Here is a 16562-nt window from a genome sequence, read left to right as displayed (position 1 = left end):
AGGCGCGCGACGTCGCCGGTGATGACGCGGATCGAGACGAAGTCCATGGTGCTCTCCCTGGAGGGGTGTGCGGCTTGCTTGCACCTCGACGCTAGAACCAATAGTGGACAGAACCGGTCCACTATCCAGGCTGGATCCACGCTAGATTCGAGAGCATGTCCCGACCCACCGGCCGCGTCCTCACCCTCCTCGAACTGCTGCAGTCCGGCGGCACCCGGACGATCGCCGAGCTCGCCGGCCGGCTGGGCGTGGACGGCCGCACCGTGCGGCGCTACGTGGACCACCTGATCGACCTCGACGTACCGGTCGAGGCGGTGCGCGGCCGCTACGGCGGCTACCGCCTCGCCCCCGGCTACCGCCTGCCCCCGCTCATGCTCAGCGACGACGAGGCACTCGCCGTACTGCTCGGCCTGGCCGCGGGCCGCCGGGCGGGACTGACGCCGGCGACCGCAACCGCGAGCGAGACGGCGGCGGCCAAGATCCGGCGGGTGCTGCCCGAGCGCCTCGCCCGCCGCCTCGACACGGTCCTGGAATCCCTCGACTTCACGGAACCGCCCGGCACGTTCGCCGCCCCCGACGCCGGGGTCCTGCTCACCGTCGCCGACGCGGTACGCCACCACCGGCCCGTCTCCATCAGGTACACCGGGCGTGACGGGCGGCCGAGCGACCGCACGCTGCACCCGTACGGGATCGTCGCCCACTCCGGCCGCTGGTACGTCACCGGCGCCGACCCGGGGATCGGGGAGGACCGGACGTTCCGGCTCGACCGGATCTCGGACGCCAGGACCCTGCCCGGGACGTTCGAGCCGCCCACGGGCCCCGACCCGGCGCAGCGTCTTCTGACCGACTTCGCCACCGCGGCCTACCGGCACGAGGTCACCCTGCGGATCCACGGCACCCTCGACCAGATCCGGACCCGGCTGCCCGCGACCGTCGCCACGCTCACGGAGCTGGAGCCGGAATCCGAGCCCGGCGCGCGATCCCCGGCCGCCGAACGGTGGCTGCTTGTCGAGCTGCGGGCCGAGCGGCTCGACTGGCTGCCCCCGGTGCTCGCCGCCCTCGACCGGCCGTTCGTCATCGAGCGCCCCGGTGAACTGCGCGACCTCGTAGCCGAGTTCGCCCACCGCCTCGCGCACCGCGCCCGCAGCGACGGGAAGGAAACCGGAGGTCACCGGCCGCCGCCCGCTCCATAATCAGTGTGCCGTGCGCCACGCCCGGCACGACCAGGCGTGTGTTCCGTGCAACCGTGAGTTCGCAGAAGGAGCCAGCTTCATCTCAATGCACAAGCCACCGAACCTGGTTCACGCCAGGCAGCCCAACCAGGAAGAGACGCATGCCCCGTCTTGCTCTGTACACATTCGGCGTCCTGAAGTCACCTCTCGCCGATCCCGCACCTCTCACGCGCGAGTTCTACGACATGGGCGGGGCCGTCTACCGGAAGATCAGCCAGCACCCCGGATACCTCGGGCACGCTGAAGCGGCGGACGGTGACCGGGGCGTCCTCTTCGAGGCGGACTGGGGCGCATGGGGAAACTTCGCCGTACCAGCCTGGTACGGCAAGGGTCATACGCGGGAAACCACCGCCCTGGCCGCCACCCTCTCACTCTGGACCGACCTGCGCCCCGCCTTCGACGCCGTCTACACCGGTCTGCACCGTGAGGCGCTGAACAGGCGTTACGACTGGTTCGAGAGGACAGGCCACCCGAATTACGTGTTCTGGTGGGTCTCCGACGGTGTGATACCCACCTGGCGGGACGGGGTTTCCAGGCTGGAACACCTCCACGACCACGGCTCCGCGCCGCACGCCTTCACCTTCCACCACTCATACACCCCGGACGGAACTCCGGCCAGAACCACAGACATCGGGCCGAGGAGCGACCAGGTTCGTTGACGGCATCCGCGACGGGCGGCAAAGCCTTCCTGACGCGACCGGTTCCCGGAAGGCTGTGATCACCATGCACGGATGACCGGCGCGTCGGGTTCGTGCTGCCGCCAGGCCTCGTCGAGGCGCGTGAGCCGGTCCGTGGCGGCGATGCCGAACACGCAGGCCACCTTGCCCTCGATGACTTCGAACGCCACGGCGCCCACGACCCGTTCGCCGACCACGGCGAGGACTGCGGGGGAGCCGTTGACCAGCGCGACGTACATCGCGACGGAGCCGCCGGCCAGCCGCCGCTTGGCCGGAGTGGGTTTGAAACCGGCCCGTGCGAAGGAGGCGATGCGCTCGCGCGTCCTGTACCGCAGCAGCCGCCTGGCCAGTCCGGCGCCGTCCGAGACCGCGGTCGCGTCGGCGGTGAGCAGCGCCACCAGCCGTTCGGTGCGCCCTGAGGTGGCCGCGACGAGGAACTCCTCGACGATCCGGCGGGCGGACGCGGGGTCCACCTGGCCGCCCCGGCGCTCGGCGGCGATCCGGCGTCGGGCCCGGTGGACGTGCTGCTGGCTCGCGGACTCGGTGATGTCGAGGATCCCGGCGATCTCGGCGTGGGGGTACGAAAAGACCTCGCGCAGTACGTAGACGGCCCGCTCGACCGGCGAGAGGCGCTCCATGAGGATCAGTACGGCCAAGGACACCGATTCGCGCTGCTCGAAGGTGTCGGCCGGGCCGAGCATCGGGTCGCCCTCGAGGAGCGGCTCGGGCAGCCAGGCACCGGCCGCGCGTTCGTGGCGCGCCTGCGCCGAGCGGAGCCGGTCGAGGCAGAGATTGGTGAGGACCTTGGTCAGCCACGCCTGTGGCACCTCGATGCGCTCGCGGTCCGCGGCCTGCCAGCGCAGGAACGTGTCCTGCACGGCGTCCTCGGCGTCGGCGGCCGAGCCGAGCAGACGGTACGCGAGCGAGGCCAGCCGGCCCCGGCTGGCCTCGAACCGATCGATGGCTGCGCTGTCCATGCAGAGGAGCCTAGGCGGCGACCCTCACACTGGCCCGATCGGGCGTGGTGGCCAGGCGGCGCTTGCGCCTCGGCATGCCGAAGGTCGGGTGGGCGATGCTCCACCCGGCCCCGTTGAGCACGCCCGACTTGAGCCGCGCGGCGGTCCGGCCGCCCAGGTACCAGGACTTCGACCGGACATCCGCGTCCACCATCTGGAAGATCGCGTCCCGCCTCCCGAGGCTGATGTGGTTGCCGTGGTACTTCAGCCCGACGGCCGGGACCTCGCTGCCCGTCAGGCGCGCGATGATCGCGGCGGTCGCCTGCATGCTGGTGAACCCGGCCGAGGCGCAGGACATCGGCAGCGGCCGGCCGTTGTCGCCGATCGCGTAGGCGCAGTCACCGGCGGCGTAGACGTCGGGGTGGGAGACCGAGCGCATGGTGCGGTCGACGATGATCTGGCCGCTCTCGGCGACCTCCAGGCCGCTGGCGGCCGCGAGGGGATGCACGGCGAAGCCTGCCGACCACACGGTGACGTCAGCCGGGATGGACGTGCCGTCCGCGGCGATCGCCCGTGTCGGCTCGACGGCTTCTATGCCGGTGTGTTCGTGGACGGTGATGCCGAGCCGGTCGAAGGCCCGGCGCAGGTGACGACGGGCCTTCGGGGAGAGCCAGGCGCCCAGCTCGCCGCGAGCGGCGAGCGCGACCGAGAGATCGGGCCGGGACTCGGCGAACTCGGTGGCGGCCTCGATGCCGGTCAGCCCCTCACCGACGACCAGCACGGTGCCGCCCTCGCTCAGATCGGCCAGGCGCTCGCCCAGGCGCAGCGCCGAGGACCGGCCGGTCACATCGAAGGCGTACTCGGCCACGCCGGGGACGCCATGACGGGCGACGGAGCTGCCGAGCGCGTAGAGAAGCGTGTCGTAGGAGAGCTCGCCGTCGCCTTCCTCGCCGGTCATGCCGGTCACGGCGACGGACCTGCGCTCGGGGTCGACGCCGGTGACACGCGCCAGGCGCAGCCGCACCCCGGTGCCCGCGAATACGTCGGCGAGCTTACGGGGCGTCAGGTCCTGGCCGGCGGCGAGCTGGTGGAGGCGCATGCGCTCAACGAAGTCGGGCACGGCGTTGACGACGGTGATCTCGGTGTCGGCCGGTGACAGCCGGCGGGCCAGGCTTCCGGCGGCGAAGGCCCCGGCGTATCCGGCGCCGAGGACGACGATGCGGTGCTTCATGGCGATGCTCCTGTCTCGTTCGCGTGCCCCTTGAACGAGAGGGCGCCCCGATCGCTGACAGGAGCCGGATGTGATGTGAGTCACCGACACGAACGGCTCCGCCCGCGCTTGCCGGCGACACCGCCGATTCTGCCCAGCGCGGGCGATCGCTAGGGTGTCGGTAAAGATTGCCCAAAGAAACACCGACTCGGACAGGGGACAGCCGTGGGCGCCGCGCGCATGAGCAGTACGCCGTTGCCAGGGATAGGGGTCCGTTACGACCTCACCACGAGGGAGCAGCGCCGCCTGTCCGTGGTCGCGCACCGGGACGGGTCGCGGACCCTGAGCGCGTACCGCAAGGACGATCCGGACGCCTGCGCGCTGTCGGTCCGGCTGACCTCGGGGGAGGCGGATGCGCTCATCGACGCGCTGATGCCGAAGCACCGCAGCCCGAGTCTTCTGTCGACGACGGAGTTGGGGCTGGTGGCGGAGCGGATCGAGTTGTCCGCCACCTCGCACTGGAACGGGCGTCTGCTGGGCGACACCCGGATGCGTACGGAGACCGGGGTGTCGATCGTGGCGGTGCTGCGCCGGGCGGAGGCGATCCCGTCCCCGGGGCCGGACTTCCGGCTGGCCGGCGGCGACACCCTCATCGTGATCGGCACCCGCGAGGGCGTCGAGGCGGCCGCGGCGATACTCGGGCGGGAGTGAGTCCGCGTGCACTCCACCGCGATCTTCCTGATCGAGTTCGGCGCGATCATCCTCGGTCTGGGACTGCTCGGCCGGTTCGCCGGGCGCTTCCAGTTCTCCCCGATCCCCTTGTACCTGCTGGCCGGGCTCGCCTTCGGCAAAGGCGGACTGCTCCCGCTGGACACCAGTGAGGAGTTCGTGGCGATCGGCGCCGAAATCGGCGTGATCCTGCTGCTGCTCATGCTGGGCCTGGAGTACACCGCCAGCGACCTGGTCTCCAACCTCAAGACGCAGTACCCGGCCGGGCTGGTCGACGCCGCCCTCAACGCCCTGCCCGGGGCTGCCATGGCGTTGCTGCTCGGCTGGGGGCCGGTCGCGGCGGTGGTGCTGGCCGGGGTGACCTGGATCTCCTCGTCCGGTGTCATCGCCAAGGTGCTCGGTGACCTGGGCCGGCTCGGCAACCGGGAGACCCCGGTGATCCTGAGCATCCTGGTCCTGGAAGACCTGTCCATGGCCGTCTATCTGCCGATCATCACCGCGCTGCTGGCCGGGACGGGTCTCGCGGCGGGCAGCGTCACGCTGGCCGTCGCGCTGGGTGCGGCCGGGCTGGTGCTGCTGCTGGCGGTGCGGTTCGGCCGGCACATCTCACGCTTCGTCTCCAGCGACGACCCCGAGAAGCTGCTGCTGGTGGTGCTGGGTCTGACCCTGCTCGTCGCGGGGCTCGCACAGGAGTTGCAGGTCTCCGCCGCCGTGGGAGCGTTCCTGGTCGGCATCGCGCTGTCCGGTGAGGTGGCGGAGGGCGCGCACAATCTGCTCGCTCCACTGCGTGATCTGTTCGCCGCGGTGTTCTTCGTCTTCTTCGGCCTGCACACCGACCCGACGACCATTCCGCCGGTGCTCCTGCCCGCGCTCGCCCTCGCGACCGTCACCGCATTGACGAAGATCGGCACCGGGTACTGGGTCGCGAGGCGGGCCGGAATCTCGGCCAAGGGCCGGTGGCGGGCGGGAGGCACGCTGGTCGCGCGGGGGGAGTTCTCCATCGTCATCGCCGGCCTCGCCGTCACCGCGGGCATCGAACCGTCCCTGGGCCCGCTGGCCACGGCGTACGTACTGATCCTGGTGATCCTCGGCCCGCTCGCCGCCCGCTACACCGAGCCTGTGGCCCTGCGGCTGACGGGCCGTCGGGGCAAGACCGAACCGGCGAGCGGCGTATTGGGCGAGGGTGCGGCGTCGCCTGCGGAGGCGAGGGAAGCGGTGGGCGACCAGGACTCGGTCGGCCGGGCCTGAGCGAGGACGGCCGCGTCGGGTCATCCGATGCGAAGCCGAGGCCGGCAGGAACGGCCGCACCCGCTCCTGCCTGCATCCGCCGGACTGCCACGCTCACCCCGCTCCAGCCCGGGCCCGGGGGAGTGGTCCGACTCCCGTCGGAGCCACCTGACCGCCCCGTACAGGCCCTACGGAGCCGGGACGTCGTCCACGAACGTGGTGCCTGCGGCGCGGTACGCGGACACCTTCGCTGTCACCTGGGCGGGCGTCAGGACCTGGTCCTTGACGTGCAGGACGAAGTCGACCTGCTCGTCGTAGGACCGTGGAGCGGTCGAGCTCTGACCTGCGAGGTCGATCAGCCACTGGTTGAAGTTGATCGACATGGGGCGCTCCGGCAGGTACTGGGCGTCGTGTGTGCCGAAGAGCCGGCCGTCGATGTAGTACTTGATGTCGCTGTCGTCGATCGTGAAGACCAGGTCGTGCCAGCCCGCGAAGCTCTGGCGTGCTTCGGTGTGCTGGTTGACGGCGTTCCAGGGGTCGGGGTTGTACGTCTCCCAGGACGTCGTGTACAGGATGCTGCCGGACTCGCCCCAGCCGCCGTTGGGCAGGTACTCGAAGTCGTACTCCGAGTAGTCGTCGGCCATCGGCGCCTTGAGGTCGTTGATGGTGAAGAACGTCTGCACCAGGTGGTCGCCGTCGGGCCCCGACGTCGGCGCGTCCGAGAACTTCACGCGGGCCGCGTAGGTGCCGTTCTTGAACTTCATTGACCTGGTGAGGACTTCGGTCTGCCTGGTGGTCTCCGCGGAGCCCGCGGTGGAGGTCTGGAGGTTCATCACCGAGTTGCCCGAGGTGCTCGCGAAAGTGACCTTGGACGGGTCCCACGTCGCGCCGGGGACGCCCGGACCACCCGAGTTGGAGCGGACGTTCCAGCCGTGGGCGGACAGTGACGGGTCGCTGGAGGACGCGTAGTCGAAGTCGTCGAACAGGGTCTGCCCGCCACCGCCGGGCGGGTCGGTGGGGTCGGTCGGGTCTCCCGGGTCGTTGCCTTCAGGGGCTGTTCCCCACACGGTGCTTCCCGCAAGTTGTGCGGTCACCTCGGCCCAGTCCGCGTACGCGGACTGGGAGGCGCTGAAGGAGTAGTCGTCCGCCTGGTTCAGGGGCTGCCAGTTCGACTGGTAGAAGCGCAACTGCATGTCACCTGTGTCGGCGCCCGGCTCAAGTGATCCGGCGCCGGAGGTGAAACCGATCTCCAGGTACCGGTCCGCGGTGGCGGTCGGGTGGCTCAGCGTGCCGAACGTCCCGGTGATGTTGGCGCAGCCCTTGACCGCCCAGGAACAGGCGAACCTGTACGTGGCGCTCGCCGAGTCGGCCTTGAAGTAGTAGCGCACCTTGACCTGGCTCAACTGGACAGCCGAGGAGCCGGTGTTGCGCACCTTCAGCCAGGGCTCGCTCTGATCGGCGGTGGAAGTGCTCGCGCTGGTGCGGTACTGCACGGCGACGGTGCTGCCCGCCCCCGCGGCAGAGACGACCTGAACTCCTGCCACGACGGTGCTGCCCAGCAGAGCGGCGAGCGCCAGGGCGACGCGGCGTCGGGTGGATCTACTCTTCATGGGGGGCTTCCTTTCAGGAGGACTTCTGCTTCCTGCGGAGGAGCGAAGGGATCCGATCGGGGGAGGGGGGAACACGCGCGTACTTGACCAGTTGACCCAACTGGCTTACCAGTTGACGCCGGATGAACGTGGCATAGACCAATGTCCGCGTCAACCCTTCCCGCCACATCTGCCTGCCCCTGTGTCTGCGGCAGGTTGAGGGAGAGCCATGTCGGGCGAGGCCCAAGACGCTTTACCACCAGACCAGTTATGGTTCATCCGAGTACCGTGCCCCGACCACGATCGAGAGCTCTGCATGGAGATCGGCTCTTCCGCCTCACGCTCGTTGCTCAAGCGCGAGAAGGTCCGCGGCGCCATCCTCGAGCTGATCGAGGAACGGCGCCCGGGTGACGCCATCCCCTCCGAGCGGACCCTGTGCGCCCAACTCGGTGTCTCACGGCCCACCTTGCGAGCGGCCGTGGACCAGCTCGTCGTCGCCGGACTGCTGGTACGCGAGCACGGCCGCGGCATGTTCGTTGCGGGCGAGAAGATCACGCAGGAGTTGAGCGCGAGCCGGGAGAGCTTCGGTCTGCCCCAGGCGGCAGGTGGCTGGACCAGCAGGCTCCTGGCGTTCAGAACCGTGCAGGCCGGAGCCCGGGTGGGCCGCAGGCTGCGCATCTCGCCGGCAGCTGGGATCCGGTACATCGCACGCGTCCGTCTGGTCGACGGCTCACCCATGGCGATCGAGTACCTGCACGTCCCCGTGGACCTGGTGCCGGACCTCACCGAGGACGAACTGGAGAGGGGCGACCTGTACGAACACCTCCGGGAGCGCCACGGAGTTCAGGTCAGCGAGGCGCAGCAGTCCATCGAGCCCACTGTCGTGACCAGGAGTGAGGGAGAACTTCTCGGTGTCCCCGAGCTTTCTCCGGCCCTTCTCTTCGAGCGCCTCACCTCGGACACTCATGACCGCCCGGTGGAGTATGTGCATTCCGTCTACCGAGGTGATCGCTACCGCATCGTTTCCCGGCTGACGCTCGGTCCGCGGTCCGATCACCCGTCATCGCGCGACAGCCACCACCCGGGCATCCCGCCGGGGGACTCCATCTCGGGCACCCCTGTCACCTTCTTGACCAGAGGTGTTGTGCAGAGCGGCCAGTCAAGCACGTCGCGCTGACGGCTGCCCCGGCCCGACAGCACGGACTCCTGCCGCGGTGGCGCCGCTTCGACGGCCGACTCGTGTTGACGTGAGCCGCCGGCCACGGGCGATCATGGTGCATGACTCGCGCTTTGTCGACGCCGCCCGTCATTGCCTCCGGCTCGCTCGGGGACTGCCCTCAGCCCGTTCTCCCCGCTGCCGGGAGCCTGCTGCTGCGCCCCTGGGAAGAAGCCGACGCACCGGCGTTCCTGTCCGCCTACCAGGATGACGAGATCCGCCGCTGGCACACGCGCCGACCCGCCTCCGAGGCCGAGGCCCTGGAGTGGTTCCACGCATACCGCCAGGACTGGAAACGCGAGAAGGGGGGCCACTGGGCGATCACCCGCGACGGCGAGGAAGTACTCGGCCGGCTCGCGTTGCGCGGCCTGGACCTCGACGACGGCGTAGCCGAGGTGGCCTACTGGGTACTCCCGGCCGCCCGCGGCGCCGGTGTCGCCACGCACGGCCTCGCCGCGCTCACCGCCTGGGCCCTGAACGAGATCGGCTTCCACCGCCTGGAGCTGGACCACTCCACCCGCAACCATGCTTCATGCAGGGTCGCCACCAAGTCCGGTTACCTCCTGGAAGGCACCAAACGCAGCGCCGCCGTGCATGACGACGGCCGCCACGACATGCACCTGCACGCCCGCATCCGAGAAGGCCGCGACGCCCCGCCGACACCGCCCGGCGGCCCAAGACCGAACCGCGCTCCAGAACCAGTTCACGACGCCTGACCTTCAGGGTGGCCCTCACAAGGGCCTGGGCCCTTTGGGGGACTTCAGCGCTCCGCTTCATTTCATCGTGAACAAGTCTAGTGGGACCTTGCTCAACGCTTTCCTCGGACTTGCATTAGCACCCGTCAGGAGCGCAAGGCACAACTTCCTCATAGGTAGGATCACTGCGATGCGCACGGGACTCTGCCTGGTGCTGCCGCCGCCCTGACCAGGCGGTGCGAGCGGGCACCGTCACCGGGCGCCGGCGCAATCTGTTCGGCCGGTGGCGCGCGCACATTCACCGGTCCTCGCTCGCGGGTGGGGACGCGTTCCTTGGGGGGTTTGTTATGTCCTACGGTCCTGTCGGCAGACCGGTCGGCGGTCCCGTGCCGCGTTCGGCCGGGAATCTGGCTGCCGCTGTCTCAGTACTTCTCGTCGCCGCCGCCGCGGTGGACGTTTTCACCGTCTGGGCCGGTGCCAACCTGTACGGCCACCTGGACAGTGCGCCGGCCGGCCGTACCGGCCGCGTCGACGCCGCGCATGTCCTCGACATGGCGGGGAACCTCCAGATCGGTGCCGTCCTGGTCACGGGGGTCGTCTTCATCGCCTGGTTCTACCAGGCACGCGTCAACGCCGAGCACTTCGCACAGGACGTGTGCACCATGGCCCGTGGATGGGCCATCGGCGCCTGGTTCGTGCCCGTCGGTAACCTGTGGCTGCCCTACCGCGTCGCGAGCGAGATGTGGCACGCAAGCGCCCAGAGCACGTCCGACGGCTCCTGGCGCACCGTCTCCAAAGCCCCGGTCAACGCCTGGTGGGCGCTGGTGATCGCCTCCGTGGCCGTCGGCCGGGTCGGTTCCGCCGCCACCGACGCGGCCACCACTCTCGCCGGTCTGCGCCACGCGGTGGCCCTCACCGCACTCGGCGACCTCCTCAACGCGGTGGCAGCCGTCCTGGCCATCGTCTTCGTTCGTCGGCTCACCCGCATGCAACAAGCGCCCCACCGTTTCGCCGGCACCACCGCCGTCGAGCCGTGGCCGGCACCCTGAGTCCGCGTCTGCTGTTGCCCGTCGGCCGCTTGCCCCACGCCCTATTGCCTGTGGTGTTTGCGTGTGCCTTTCGCGAGCGGCTTGCAATGGCGGGGCCGGTGAGCGACGGTTGCCCGAGGACATCTGATTCCGTATGGCAGGAAGGTGGTGAGGTGCGCACGGTGCGTGCCTCTGTTTGTGACGGTTCCTCGCAGCTCTTCCGCTCCTCCGCCCGGGGTCGGCCAGCAGGCCGGCCCGGCGTGGACTGAGGCTCCCTATCCTGTGCTGGTCTCCGACCGGCACGGCCATCTCGTGCGGCTGAACGACGCCGCCAGGCTGGTACTGCCGGACGCGGTGAGCGGCGGCCGGCTTTCCGAGCAGGTGCCGGCCTGGCTCGCCGACGCCCACCAGCGGACCATCGCCGCACCTGCTCAGGGCACTTCCGCCGAACTCCCGCACGGAGCCATCGGCGAGCGTTACTTCGAGGCGCGCATCACCCTCAGCGGGGGCGATGTGGTGTGGTGGCTGGTCGATGCCACCGACCGCCGTGTGGCCGAGAGGGCGCTCGGCGATGCGCGACGCCGCTCCGAGGTGCTGTCGGAGGCGTCCAGCACGCTGCTGTCCACGCTCAATGTGCCGCGTTGCATGGAGGTGGCCGCCGCCCTGGCCGCGGAGCACCTCGCCGAAGCCGCCGTCCTGATCGCGCCACCCCAGGGGCGGCGCTGTTCCCTCACCTACGCCTGCCAAGGCGACCCCGTCGTCCAGACCAGCCGACAGGTCGACGTGACCGGTGTGCCCGGGCTCAGGGAGGCCCTGCAGGGATTCCCGCCGGTGCCGGCCCGCTGGATCAACCCCGACGACATCCCCGACTGGGCGATCCCGGACGGATTCGCCGGTTCGGTCGGCTCCGTCATCGTCGCCCCGCTGCCCGGACACGGCGTCCCGGCCGGCGCACTCATCCTGCTGCGCTCGAGCACGGAGCAGGCGTTCACCGAGGGCGAGGAAGTCTTCGCCCGCCTGTTCGCCGCGCGCGCCGGCGCGGCCCTGTCCGCCGCCCGCCTCTACACCGAGCAGGCCACGATCACTGCCACGCTGATGCAGGACCTCCTGCCGCCCACGCTGCGCACGGTGCACGGTGTGGAGTACGCGGGCAGCTACCGGACCTCGAAGGATCACGAGCGGGTCGGCGGCGACTTCTACGACGTCCACCCCGGCGCCGACCCGTCCGAGGAGACGCTGGTGGTCCTCGGTGACGTGGCGGGCAAAGGCCTGGACGCGGCGGTCCTGACCGGGAAGATCCGCAACACCCTGCATGCCCTGCTGCCACTGGCCGAGGACCACCAGCACATCCTCAACCTGCTCAACAGCGCGCTTCTCACCTCCCACCACACCCGCTTCGCCACCCTCGCGCTGGCTTCCGTACAACGCCGCGGCGGCCGGACGCAGTTGCGGCTGACCAGTGCCGGACACCTGCCGCCCCTCATCGTCCGCACCGACGGCACCGTGGAGGAGGCCGGCACCCGCGGCACCCTGGTCGGCGCCCTGCCGGCCGTCACCGCGCGCACCGTCGGGACGGTCCTCGCACCGGGGGAGACCTGCCTGCTGTACACCGACGGCGTCACCGAGGCCCGGGGCGGCCCGCTGGGCGACGAGCTCTTCGGCGAGGACCGTCTGAAGCGGGCGCTCGCCGAGTGCGTGGGCATGCCGGGAGAAGCGGTGGTGGAACGGGTGCAGATGCTGGCCGCGCAGTGGCTGCGCGACGGCCGCCACGACGACATGGCCGTCATGGCCATCACCGCCCCGAAAGCCGGCCCGCTGAACACCGCCGACGGTCATGCGAGCGGTGGAACGACGAGGAGGAGCGGGTGGTGAGCGAGCCCACCGCGACAGCCGGTGCGGTGCAGCGGCTGTGGCACGCCGTGATGGCCGGCGACGAGCACCGAGCCGCTGCGACCGTCCACGACGCAATGGCCCAGGGGTTGAGTGAGGAAACGCTCCTGCTCCAGGTCATCGCACCCGTGCAGGAGAAGGTCGGCGTCGAATGGGCGGCGGACCGCATCAGCGTCGCCCAGGAGCACGCCGCCACCGCGATCAACGAGCGCGTCGTCGCCTCCCTCGCCCACCGTCCCGCCGCCGGCCGGCCCGCACCCGACCGCGGCCGGGTGACGGTGGCCTGCGTGGACGGGGAGTGGCACGCGCTGCCCGCCCGCCTGGTGGCCCAGGTACTGACCCTGCGCGGATGGCGGGTGGACTACCTCGGCGCCCAGACCCCCACCTCCCACCTGATAGCTCACCTGCACCTGACCAACCCGGACGCGGTCCTGCTCTCCGGATCGATCCCCACCCACCTGCCGACCGCGCACGCCGCCATCTCCGCCTGCCAGGCCATCGGTGTCCCCGTTCTGGCCGGCGGCCGTGCCTTCGGCCCCCGGGGCCGCTACGCCACGGCTCTGGGGGCCGACCGCTGGGCGGCCGACGCACGGGCCGCGGTCGCCGTACTGGAGGCAGGAGTACCGCGGCCGAGCCCCTCGGCGATCCGGCACACGGTGGACGACCTGCCGCACCTGGCCGACCAGGAATACACCCTGGTCGTCCGGTCCAGGACCCAGTTCGTCAAGCAGACCCTTGCCGACCTGGACGACCGCTTCCCCGCCATGCGCGCCTACAGCAGCGCACAGCGCGAACGCACCGCCGAGGACATCGCCCACATCGTCGACTTCCTGGCCACCGCTCTCTACGTCGACGACCCCGACCTGTTCACGGCCTTCCTGACCTGGACCGCCGGCATCCTCACAGCCCGGGGCGTCCCTGCCCGCTCACTGGCGGCCGGTCTCGACGCCCTGGCCGACCAGCTCCGCGATTTCCCCCGCGCGCTCAAGATGATCGAGCACGGCAGGGCCGCCCTGACCGAGCACACCACCCGTCCTGTCCCCGGCCCCGACATACACGCATGACACACCTGCCACCCAGCGAATTCACCCTGGCCTTCCGCCACGAGCCCGCCACGCTGACCGTCATGATCGGCGGCGAACTCGACTACGACACCAGCGACGACCTCCTCGACGAGGTGAGCCGACGGCTCACGGCCGGCCGTCCGTCGCCCGCCGATGTCCGGCTCGACTTCCGGGAGTTGGCGTCCATCGACTCCTCAGGGCTGACGGCGCTGCTCATGATCCACCGTCGCACCAGCGCCCTCGGCGCGACCCTCCACCTGGACAACCGGCCGGCCCACCTCGAACGCTTGCTGCACCTCACCGCCGTCCTCGACCACCTCACCGCACCACCGACCCGCCCTGAGGCACGCCGGGCGGAGGAGGACGACGGCCTCGCTGGAGCAGGTCTCATCTGACCACGCCGTGCTGCGGAGCCGCTCCCTGTTGCCCGGCTCCCGGCCAGCGCCGGCGTGTGCGGAAGCCGCCTGGGGTGTCGCCGGTCTCGCGGGAGAAGAACTTCCCGAAGTTGGCGGGCTCGGAGAACCCGAGCATCCGGCCGATCGCGGCGACGGGCAGGTCGGTGTGCACGAGCAGCCGCTGCGCCTCCAGGGCGGCACGGGCGTCGATGAGTTCCTTGGCGGTGCGGCCGGTGGCGGCCTGGCAGGCGCGGGTCAGGGTGCGTGGTGAGTAGCCGAGTCGGTGGGCGTAGCTCTGCACGGAGCGGGTGACGGCGAAGGAGCGCTCCAGCTCGTACCGGAAGGCACGGAAGACCTCACCCCCGGCCTCCGCCGAGGCGGCAGGGTCCGGAAGGGGCAGCCGGGCCAGGCGCAGCAGCACCGCGCCCAGGAGCTGGCGCAGCAGTGGGACGGTGAGGCCGGCCGCCGTGTCCTCCAGGCGGCCCTCCAGGGTGTGGTACTCGGCCGCGATCTCGGCCAGGGCCCGGTCGAGAACCTGGTAGTCACCCGGGGACAGCGCCCAGCCGGCCGGGCCGAAGCCGTCGAGGAGGGACGCGAGCTGAGGCAGGCGCGGTGGGAAGGCGGCGGTGAACAGCACCAGCACGGCGTCCAGTTCGGCCAGGTGGCCCTCCGCATCGACCGGGAACCGCTGGACCTGCCCGGGCCGTACATGCAGCAGCCTGCCCGGTGCGCAGGGCTGGGGGACGAAATCGACCATCATGCTCGCGTCGCCGCCTCGCACGAGAAGCAGTTGATGGAAGTCCGGCCGACTCGCTGAGCGCGCGACTGCCCTTCTCAGGCGGCGGCGAAGCACGTCGTACGTCAGAACCTCGAGGCCCAGCCGCGGGCGCCCGGGATTGCGGTAGGCGATGTCGATGACATCGCGTTGTCCAACTTTGACCATGGCGGGACCCGACTCTACCTCGTCGCGGGAGCCCCTCGGCGGGGATCGTGGAGGCGTCGCCCCGGGCTGCCGATCTGTGTTCCCGAGACCCGCGGCGCGCTCGTACATCCCTGCCCCGATGGGCACACACCACGTAAGGACCCACCACTGTGAAGACTGCGATCACCGATCCCGCGCTGCTGCCCGGCGCGTTCGAGGATGCCCTGAACGACGGTGATGTCGAGGGCGTCCTGGCCCTGTTCGCCCCTGGCGCCACCATGCGCACGCCGGCCGGTGAGGTCATCACCGGTCACGAGGCGCTGGACCGCGAGATCAGCGGGACTGTCGCCGCCCGTGGACGGCTCACCAACATCCCCCGGCACACCATCGTCGGAGCCGAGACCGCGCTGCTGGTCACCGACTGGACCCTCGAAGTCACCACGCCTGACGGCGACCGTGTCGCCCCGACCGGCACCACCGCCAACGTGGCGTGCCGGGGCGTCGACGGCTACTGGCGGTTCGCCGTGCTCAACCCGCTCGGCACAGCCTGAGCGACGGCCTGAGCGCGCTATGCGCCGGCCTCCACCGGCCCGAGGTGGCCCGTCCCGCCGACAGCGGCCGGACGGGCCACCGAGGCTCCGCCGCACCGGACGGGACTGCCGAGTACCGGCGCCGTCCCAGGGCCACCAACCCGCCCTGACGGACGGGTTGTTGGGCCTGCGACCGGTCGTAGACCGGGCTCCGGGTACGCCGGTACGCGATCGAACTCGGCGGCAATCCCGGCGGTCCCGCCGTCCGGCTGTGCCGACGGGGCCGCCGTGCCGACGGCCGGACGAGGTTCAGTTCCGGCCGGCGGCCGCGGCGGCGCGCGCCTCGCCCCTGCGGCGCGCCCTCTTGCCGTAGACGGCCGTCCACAGGGCGAGACCGCCGAGCACGCCGTAGATCAGGACCGGGCTGAGAGCCACCATGGTGCCGGTGCTCAGCACGGTGGTCAGCGCGATGCGGACGATCGCCTCGACGCAGTAGGCCACGCCCCAGACCGCGGTCATTGTCCGTATGGTCGTGCGAAACCCCGGCAGTCGCCACAGGCCGTTCCACCAGGCGGTGCTCGCGGCGGTGCCGTCGGTGGCGAACTTGCGGCCGAAGTAGAACATGAGCGGCCGCCTGGCCAGCAGCGTCGCCAGGCACAGCAGGCCGAACAGCCCGGTGGTGGCCGAGTCCTTGAACAGCAGAGCTCGCGCCGAGTGCGGGCCGACGAGTGACACCACGGCCGTGATGACCAGGAACACCAGGGTCACGATGGCGAATTCGTCCAGACGGCGCCGCCATGCGACATGGACGACGCTGTCGAGCATCGGCCAGCCACCGCTGGCGAGCAGGGCGGTGAACTCGCTCCAGCCCTGACCGCGCAGGGCGCTGTAGGTCAGGATGGGCGCGACCACGTTCAGCACGATCGTGAGAACCCAGCCGCCTATCGCGTTGCCCCGGGACCGGCCGGGTGGCCCGGGACGTTCGTCCACCAGCGCGGTCCGCACCTCCTGTGCCGTTGGCGCGCCCATGCCATGTCGACCAGACATTGTTCCCCCTGAGATCGTTGTCGCCGTAGTCGGCCGAAAAGGTCGAAGTGTGTGGGGCAGTGACAGTGGTCAGCAGGTCACTCCTCCGCCCAGCGCACCCCACCGGGCGCGGGGTCTCCCGTGCGAGATCCTTCCTGGCGCACGCGTGCCGCGCT

At 70.7% G+C, this 16562-nt stretch carries 16 protein-coding genes; 11 read left to right on the top strand and 5 right to left on the bottom strand.

Annotated elements, in window-relative coordinates; genetic code table 11:
* Positions 1-155 precede the first annotated feature (155 nt).
* Positions 156-1193, top strand: coding sequence for a helix-turn-helix transcriptional regulator (locus tag IE249_RS30645; RefSeq protein ID WP_189709994.1), 1038 nt, complete (start codon positions 156-158; stop codon positions 1191-1193).
* Between the two features lie 140 nt (positions 1194-1333).
* Positions 1334-1891 (top strand): DUF3291 domain-containing protein, encoded by a 558-nt coding sequence (locus IE249_RS30640; RefSeq protein ID WP_189709992.1) that lies wholly within the window; start codon positions 1334-1336, stop codon positions 1889-1891.
* Positions 1892-1950: 59 nt separating this feature from the next.
* Here the strand turns inward: IE249_RS30640 and IE249_RS30635 are convergent, their stop codons facing one another.
* Positions 1951-2886, bottom strand: coding sequence for a sigma-70 family RNA polymerase sigma factor (locus IE249_RS30635; protein ID WP_189709990.1), 936 nt, complete (start codon positions 2884-2886; stop codon positions 1951-1953).
* 10 nt (positions 2887-2896) lie between these two features.
* Complete coding sequence (locus IE249_RS30630; protein WP_189709988.1) at positions 2897-4096, bottom strand: NAD(P)/FAD-dependent oxidoreductase; 1200 nt, start codon at positions 4094-4096, stop codon at positions 2897-2899.
* 219 nt (positions 4097-4315) lie between these two features.
* On the opposite strand from IE249_RS30630, the gene IE249_RS30625 reads away from it, so the two are divergent.
* Together IE249_RS30625 and IE249_RS30620 are read left to right on the top strand one after the other, a co-directional pair.
* Positions 4316-4786, top strand: coding sequence for a cation:proton antiporter regulatory subunit (locus IE249_RS30625; protein WP_189709986.1), 471 nt, complete (start codon positions 4316-4318; stop codon positions 4784-4786).
* A gap of 6 nt (positions 4787-4792) precedes the next feature.
* The gene (locus IE249_RS30620; RefSeq protein ID WP_189709984.1) at positions 4793-6052 is read left to right on the top strand and encodes a cation:proton antiporter; all 1260 of its coding nucleotides are present in this window, start codon (positions 4793-4795) and stop codon (positions 6050-6052) included.
* Positions 6053-6219: 167 nt separating this feature from the next.
* On the opposite strand, the gene IE249_RS30615 is transcribed toward IE249_RS30620, so the two are convergent.
* Positions 6220-7641, bottom strand: a complete 1422-nt coding sequence (locus tag IE249_RS30615) for a cellulose binding domain-containing protein (RefSeq protein ID WP_189709983.1) — start codon at positions 7639-7641, stop codon at positions 6220-6222.
* A 295-nt stretch (positions 7642-7936) separates the two neighbouring features.
* Here IE249_RS30615 and IE249_RS30610 point away from each other — a divergent pair, with 295 nt between their 5' ends.
* The 6 genes from IE249_RS30610 (at position 7937) to IE249_RS30585 (ending at position 13908) form a co-directional block, all read left to right on the top strand.
* Positions 7937-8797 (top strand): GntR family transcriptional regulator, encoded by an 861-nt coding sequence (locus tag IE249_RS30610; RefSeq protein ID WP_189710041.1) that lies wholly within the window; start codon positions 7937-7939, stop codon positions 8795-8797.
* Between the two features lie 101 nt (positions 8798-8898).
* Positions 8899-9552, top strand: a complete 654-nt coding sequence (locus IE249_RS30605; RefSeq protein ID WP_189709981.1) for a GNAT family N-acetyltransferase — start codon at positions 8899-8901, stop codon at positions 9550-9552.
* Between the two features lie 428 nt (positions 9553-9980).
* A complete protein-coding gene (locus tag IE249_RS30600; protein ID WP_229859597.1) occupies positions 9981-10580 on the top strand; it encodes a DUF4328 domain-containing protein in 600 nt (199 codons plus the stop codon).
* Between the two features lie 171 nt (positions 10581-10751).
* Positions 10752-12431, top strand: a complete 1680-nt coding sequence (locus IE249_RS30595) for a SpoIIE family protein phosphatase (RefSeq protein ID WP_373304497.1) — start codon at positions 10752-10754, stop codon at positions 12429-12431.
* A complete protein-coding gene (locus IE249_RS30590; protein ID WP_189709975.1) occupies positions 12428-13513 on the top strand; it encodes a cobalamin B12-binding domain-containing protein in 1086 nt (361 codons plus the stop codon). The genes IE249_RS30595 and IE249_RS30590 overlap by 4 nt, the downstream gene beginning before the upstream one ends.
* Positions 13510-13908, top strand: a complete 399-nt coding sequence (locus tag IE249_RS30585; RefSeq protein WP_189709973.1) for an STAS domain-containing protein — start codon at positions 13510-13512, stop codon at positions 13906-13908. Before IE249_RS30590 ends, IE249_RS30585 begins: the two co-directional genes overlap by 4 nt.
* Here the strand turns inward: IE249_RS30585 and IE249_RS30580 are convergent.
* On the bottom strand, positions 13901-14668 hold the full coding sequence (locus tag IE249_RS30580; RefSeq protein WP_189709971.1) for an AraC family transcriptional regulator: 768 nt from the start codon (positions 14666-14668) through the stop codon (positions 13901-13903). The genes IE249_RS30585 and IE249_RS30580 overlap by 8 nt on opposite strands.
* Before the next feature lie 332 nt (positions 14669-15000).
* Between IE249_RS30580 and IE249_RS30575 the strand changes: the two genes are divergently transcribed.
* Positions 15001-15381: a YybH family protein gene (locus tag IE249_RS30575; protein WP_189709969.1), complete on the top strand. Its 381-nt coding sequence runs from the start codon at positions 15001-15003 to the stop codon at positions 15379-15381.
* 288 nt (positions 15382-15669) lie between these two features.
* Here the strand turns inward: IE249_RS30575 and IE249_RS30570 are convergent, their stop codons facing one another.
* Positions 15670-16389, bottom strand: a complete 720-nt coding sequence (locus IE249_RS30570) for a VC0807 family protein (RefSeq protein WP_189709967.1) — start codon at positions 16387-16389, stop codon at positions 15670-15672.
* Positions 16390-16562 lie beyond the last annotated feature (173 nt).

Origin of the sequence: Streptomyces anandii JCM 4720, from assembly GCF_014650655.1 — a bacterium.
GTDB classification, from domain to species: domain Bacteria; phylum Actinomycetota; class Actinomycetes; order Streptomycetales; family Streptomycetaceae; genus Streptomyces; species Streptomyces anandii.
Note: the sequence above shows the minus strand (reverse complement) of the source record. Positions and strands in the feature narration are given on the sequence as shown.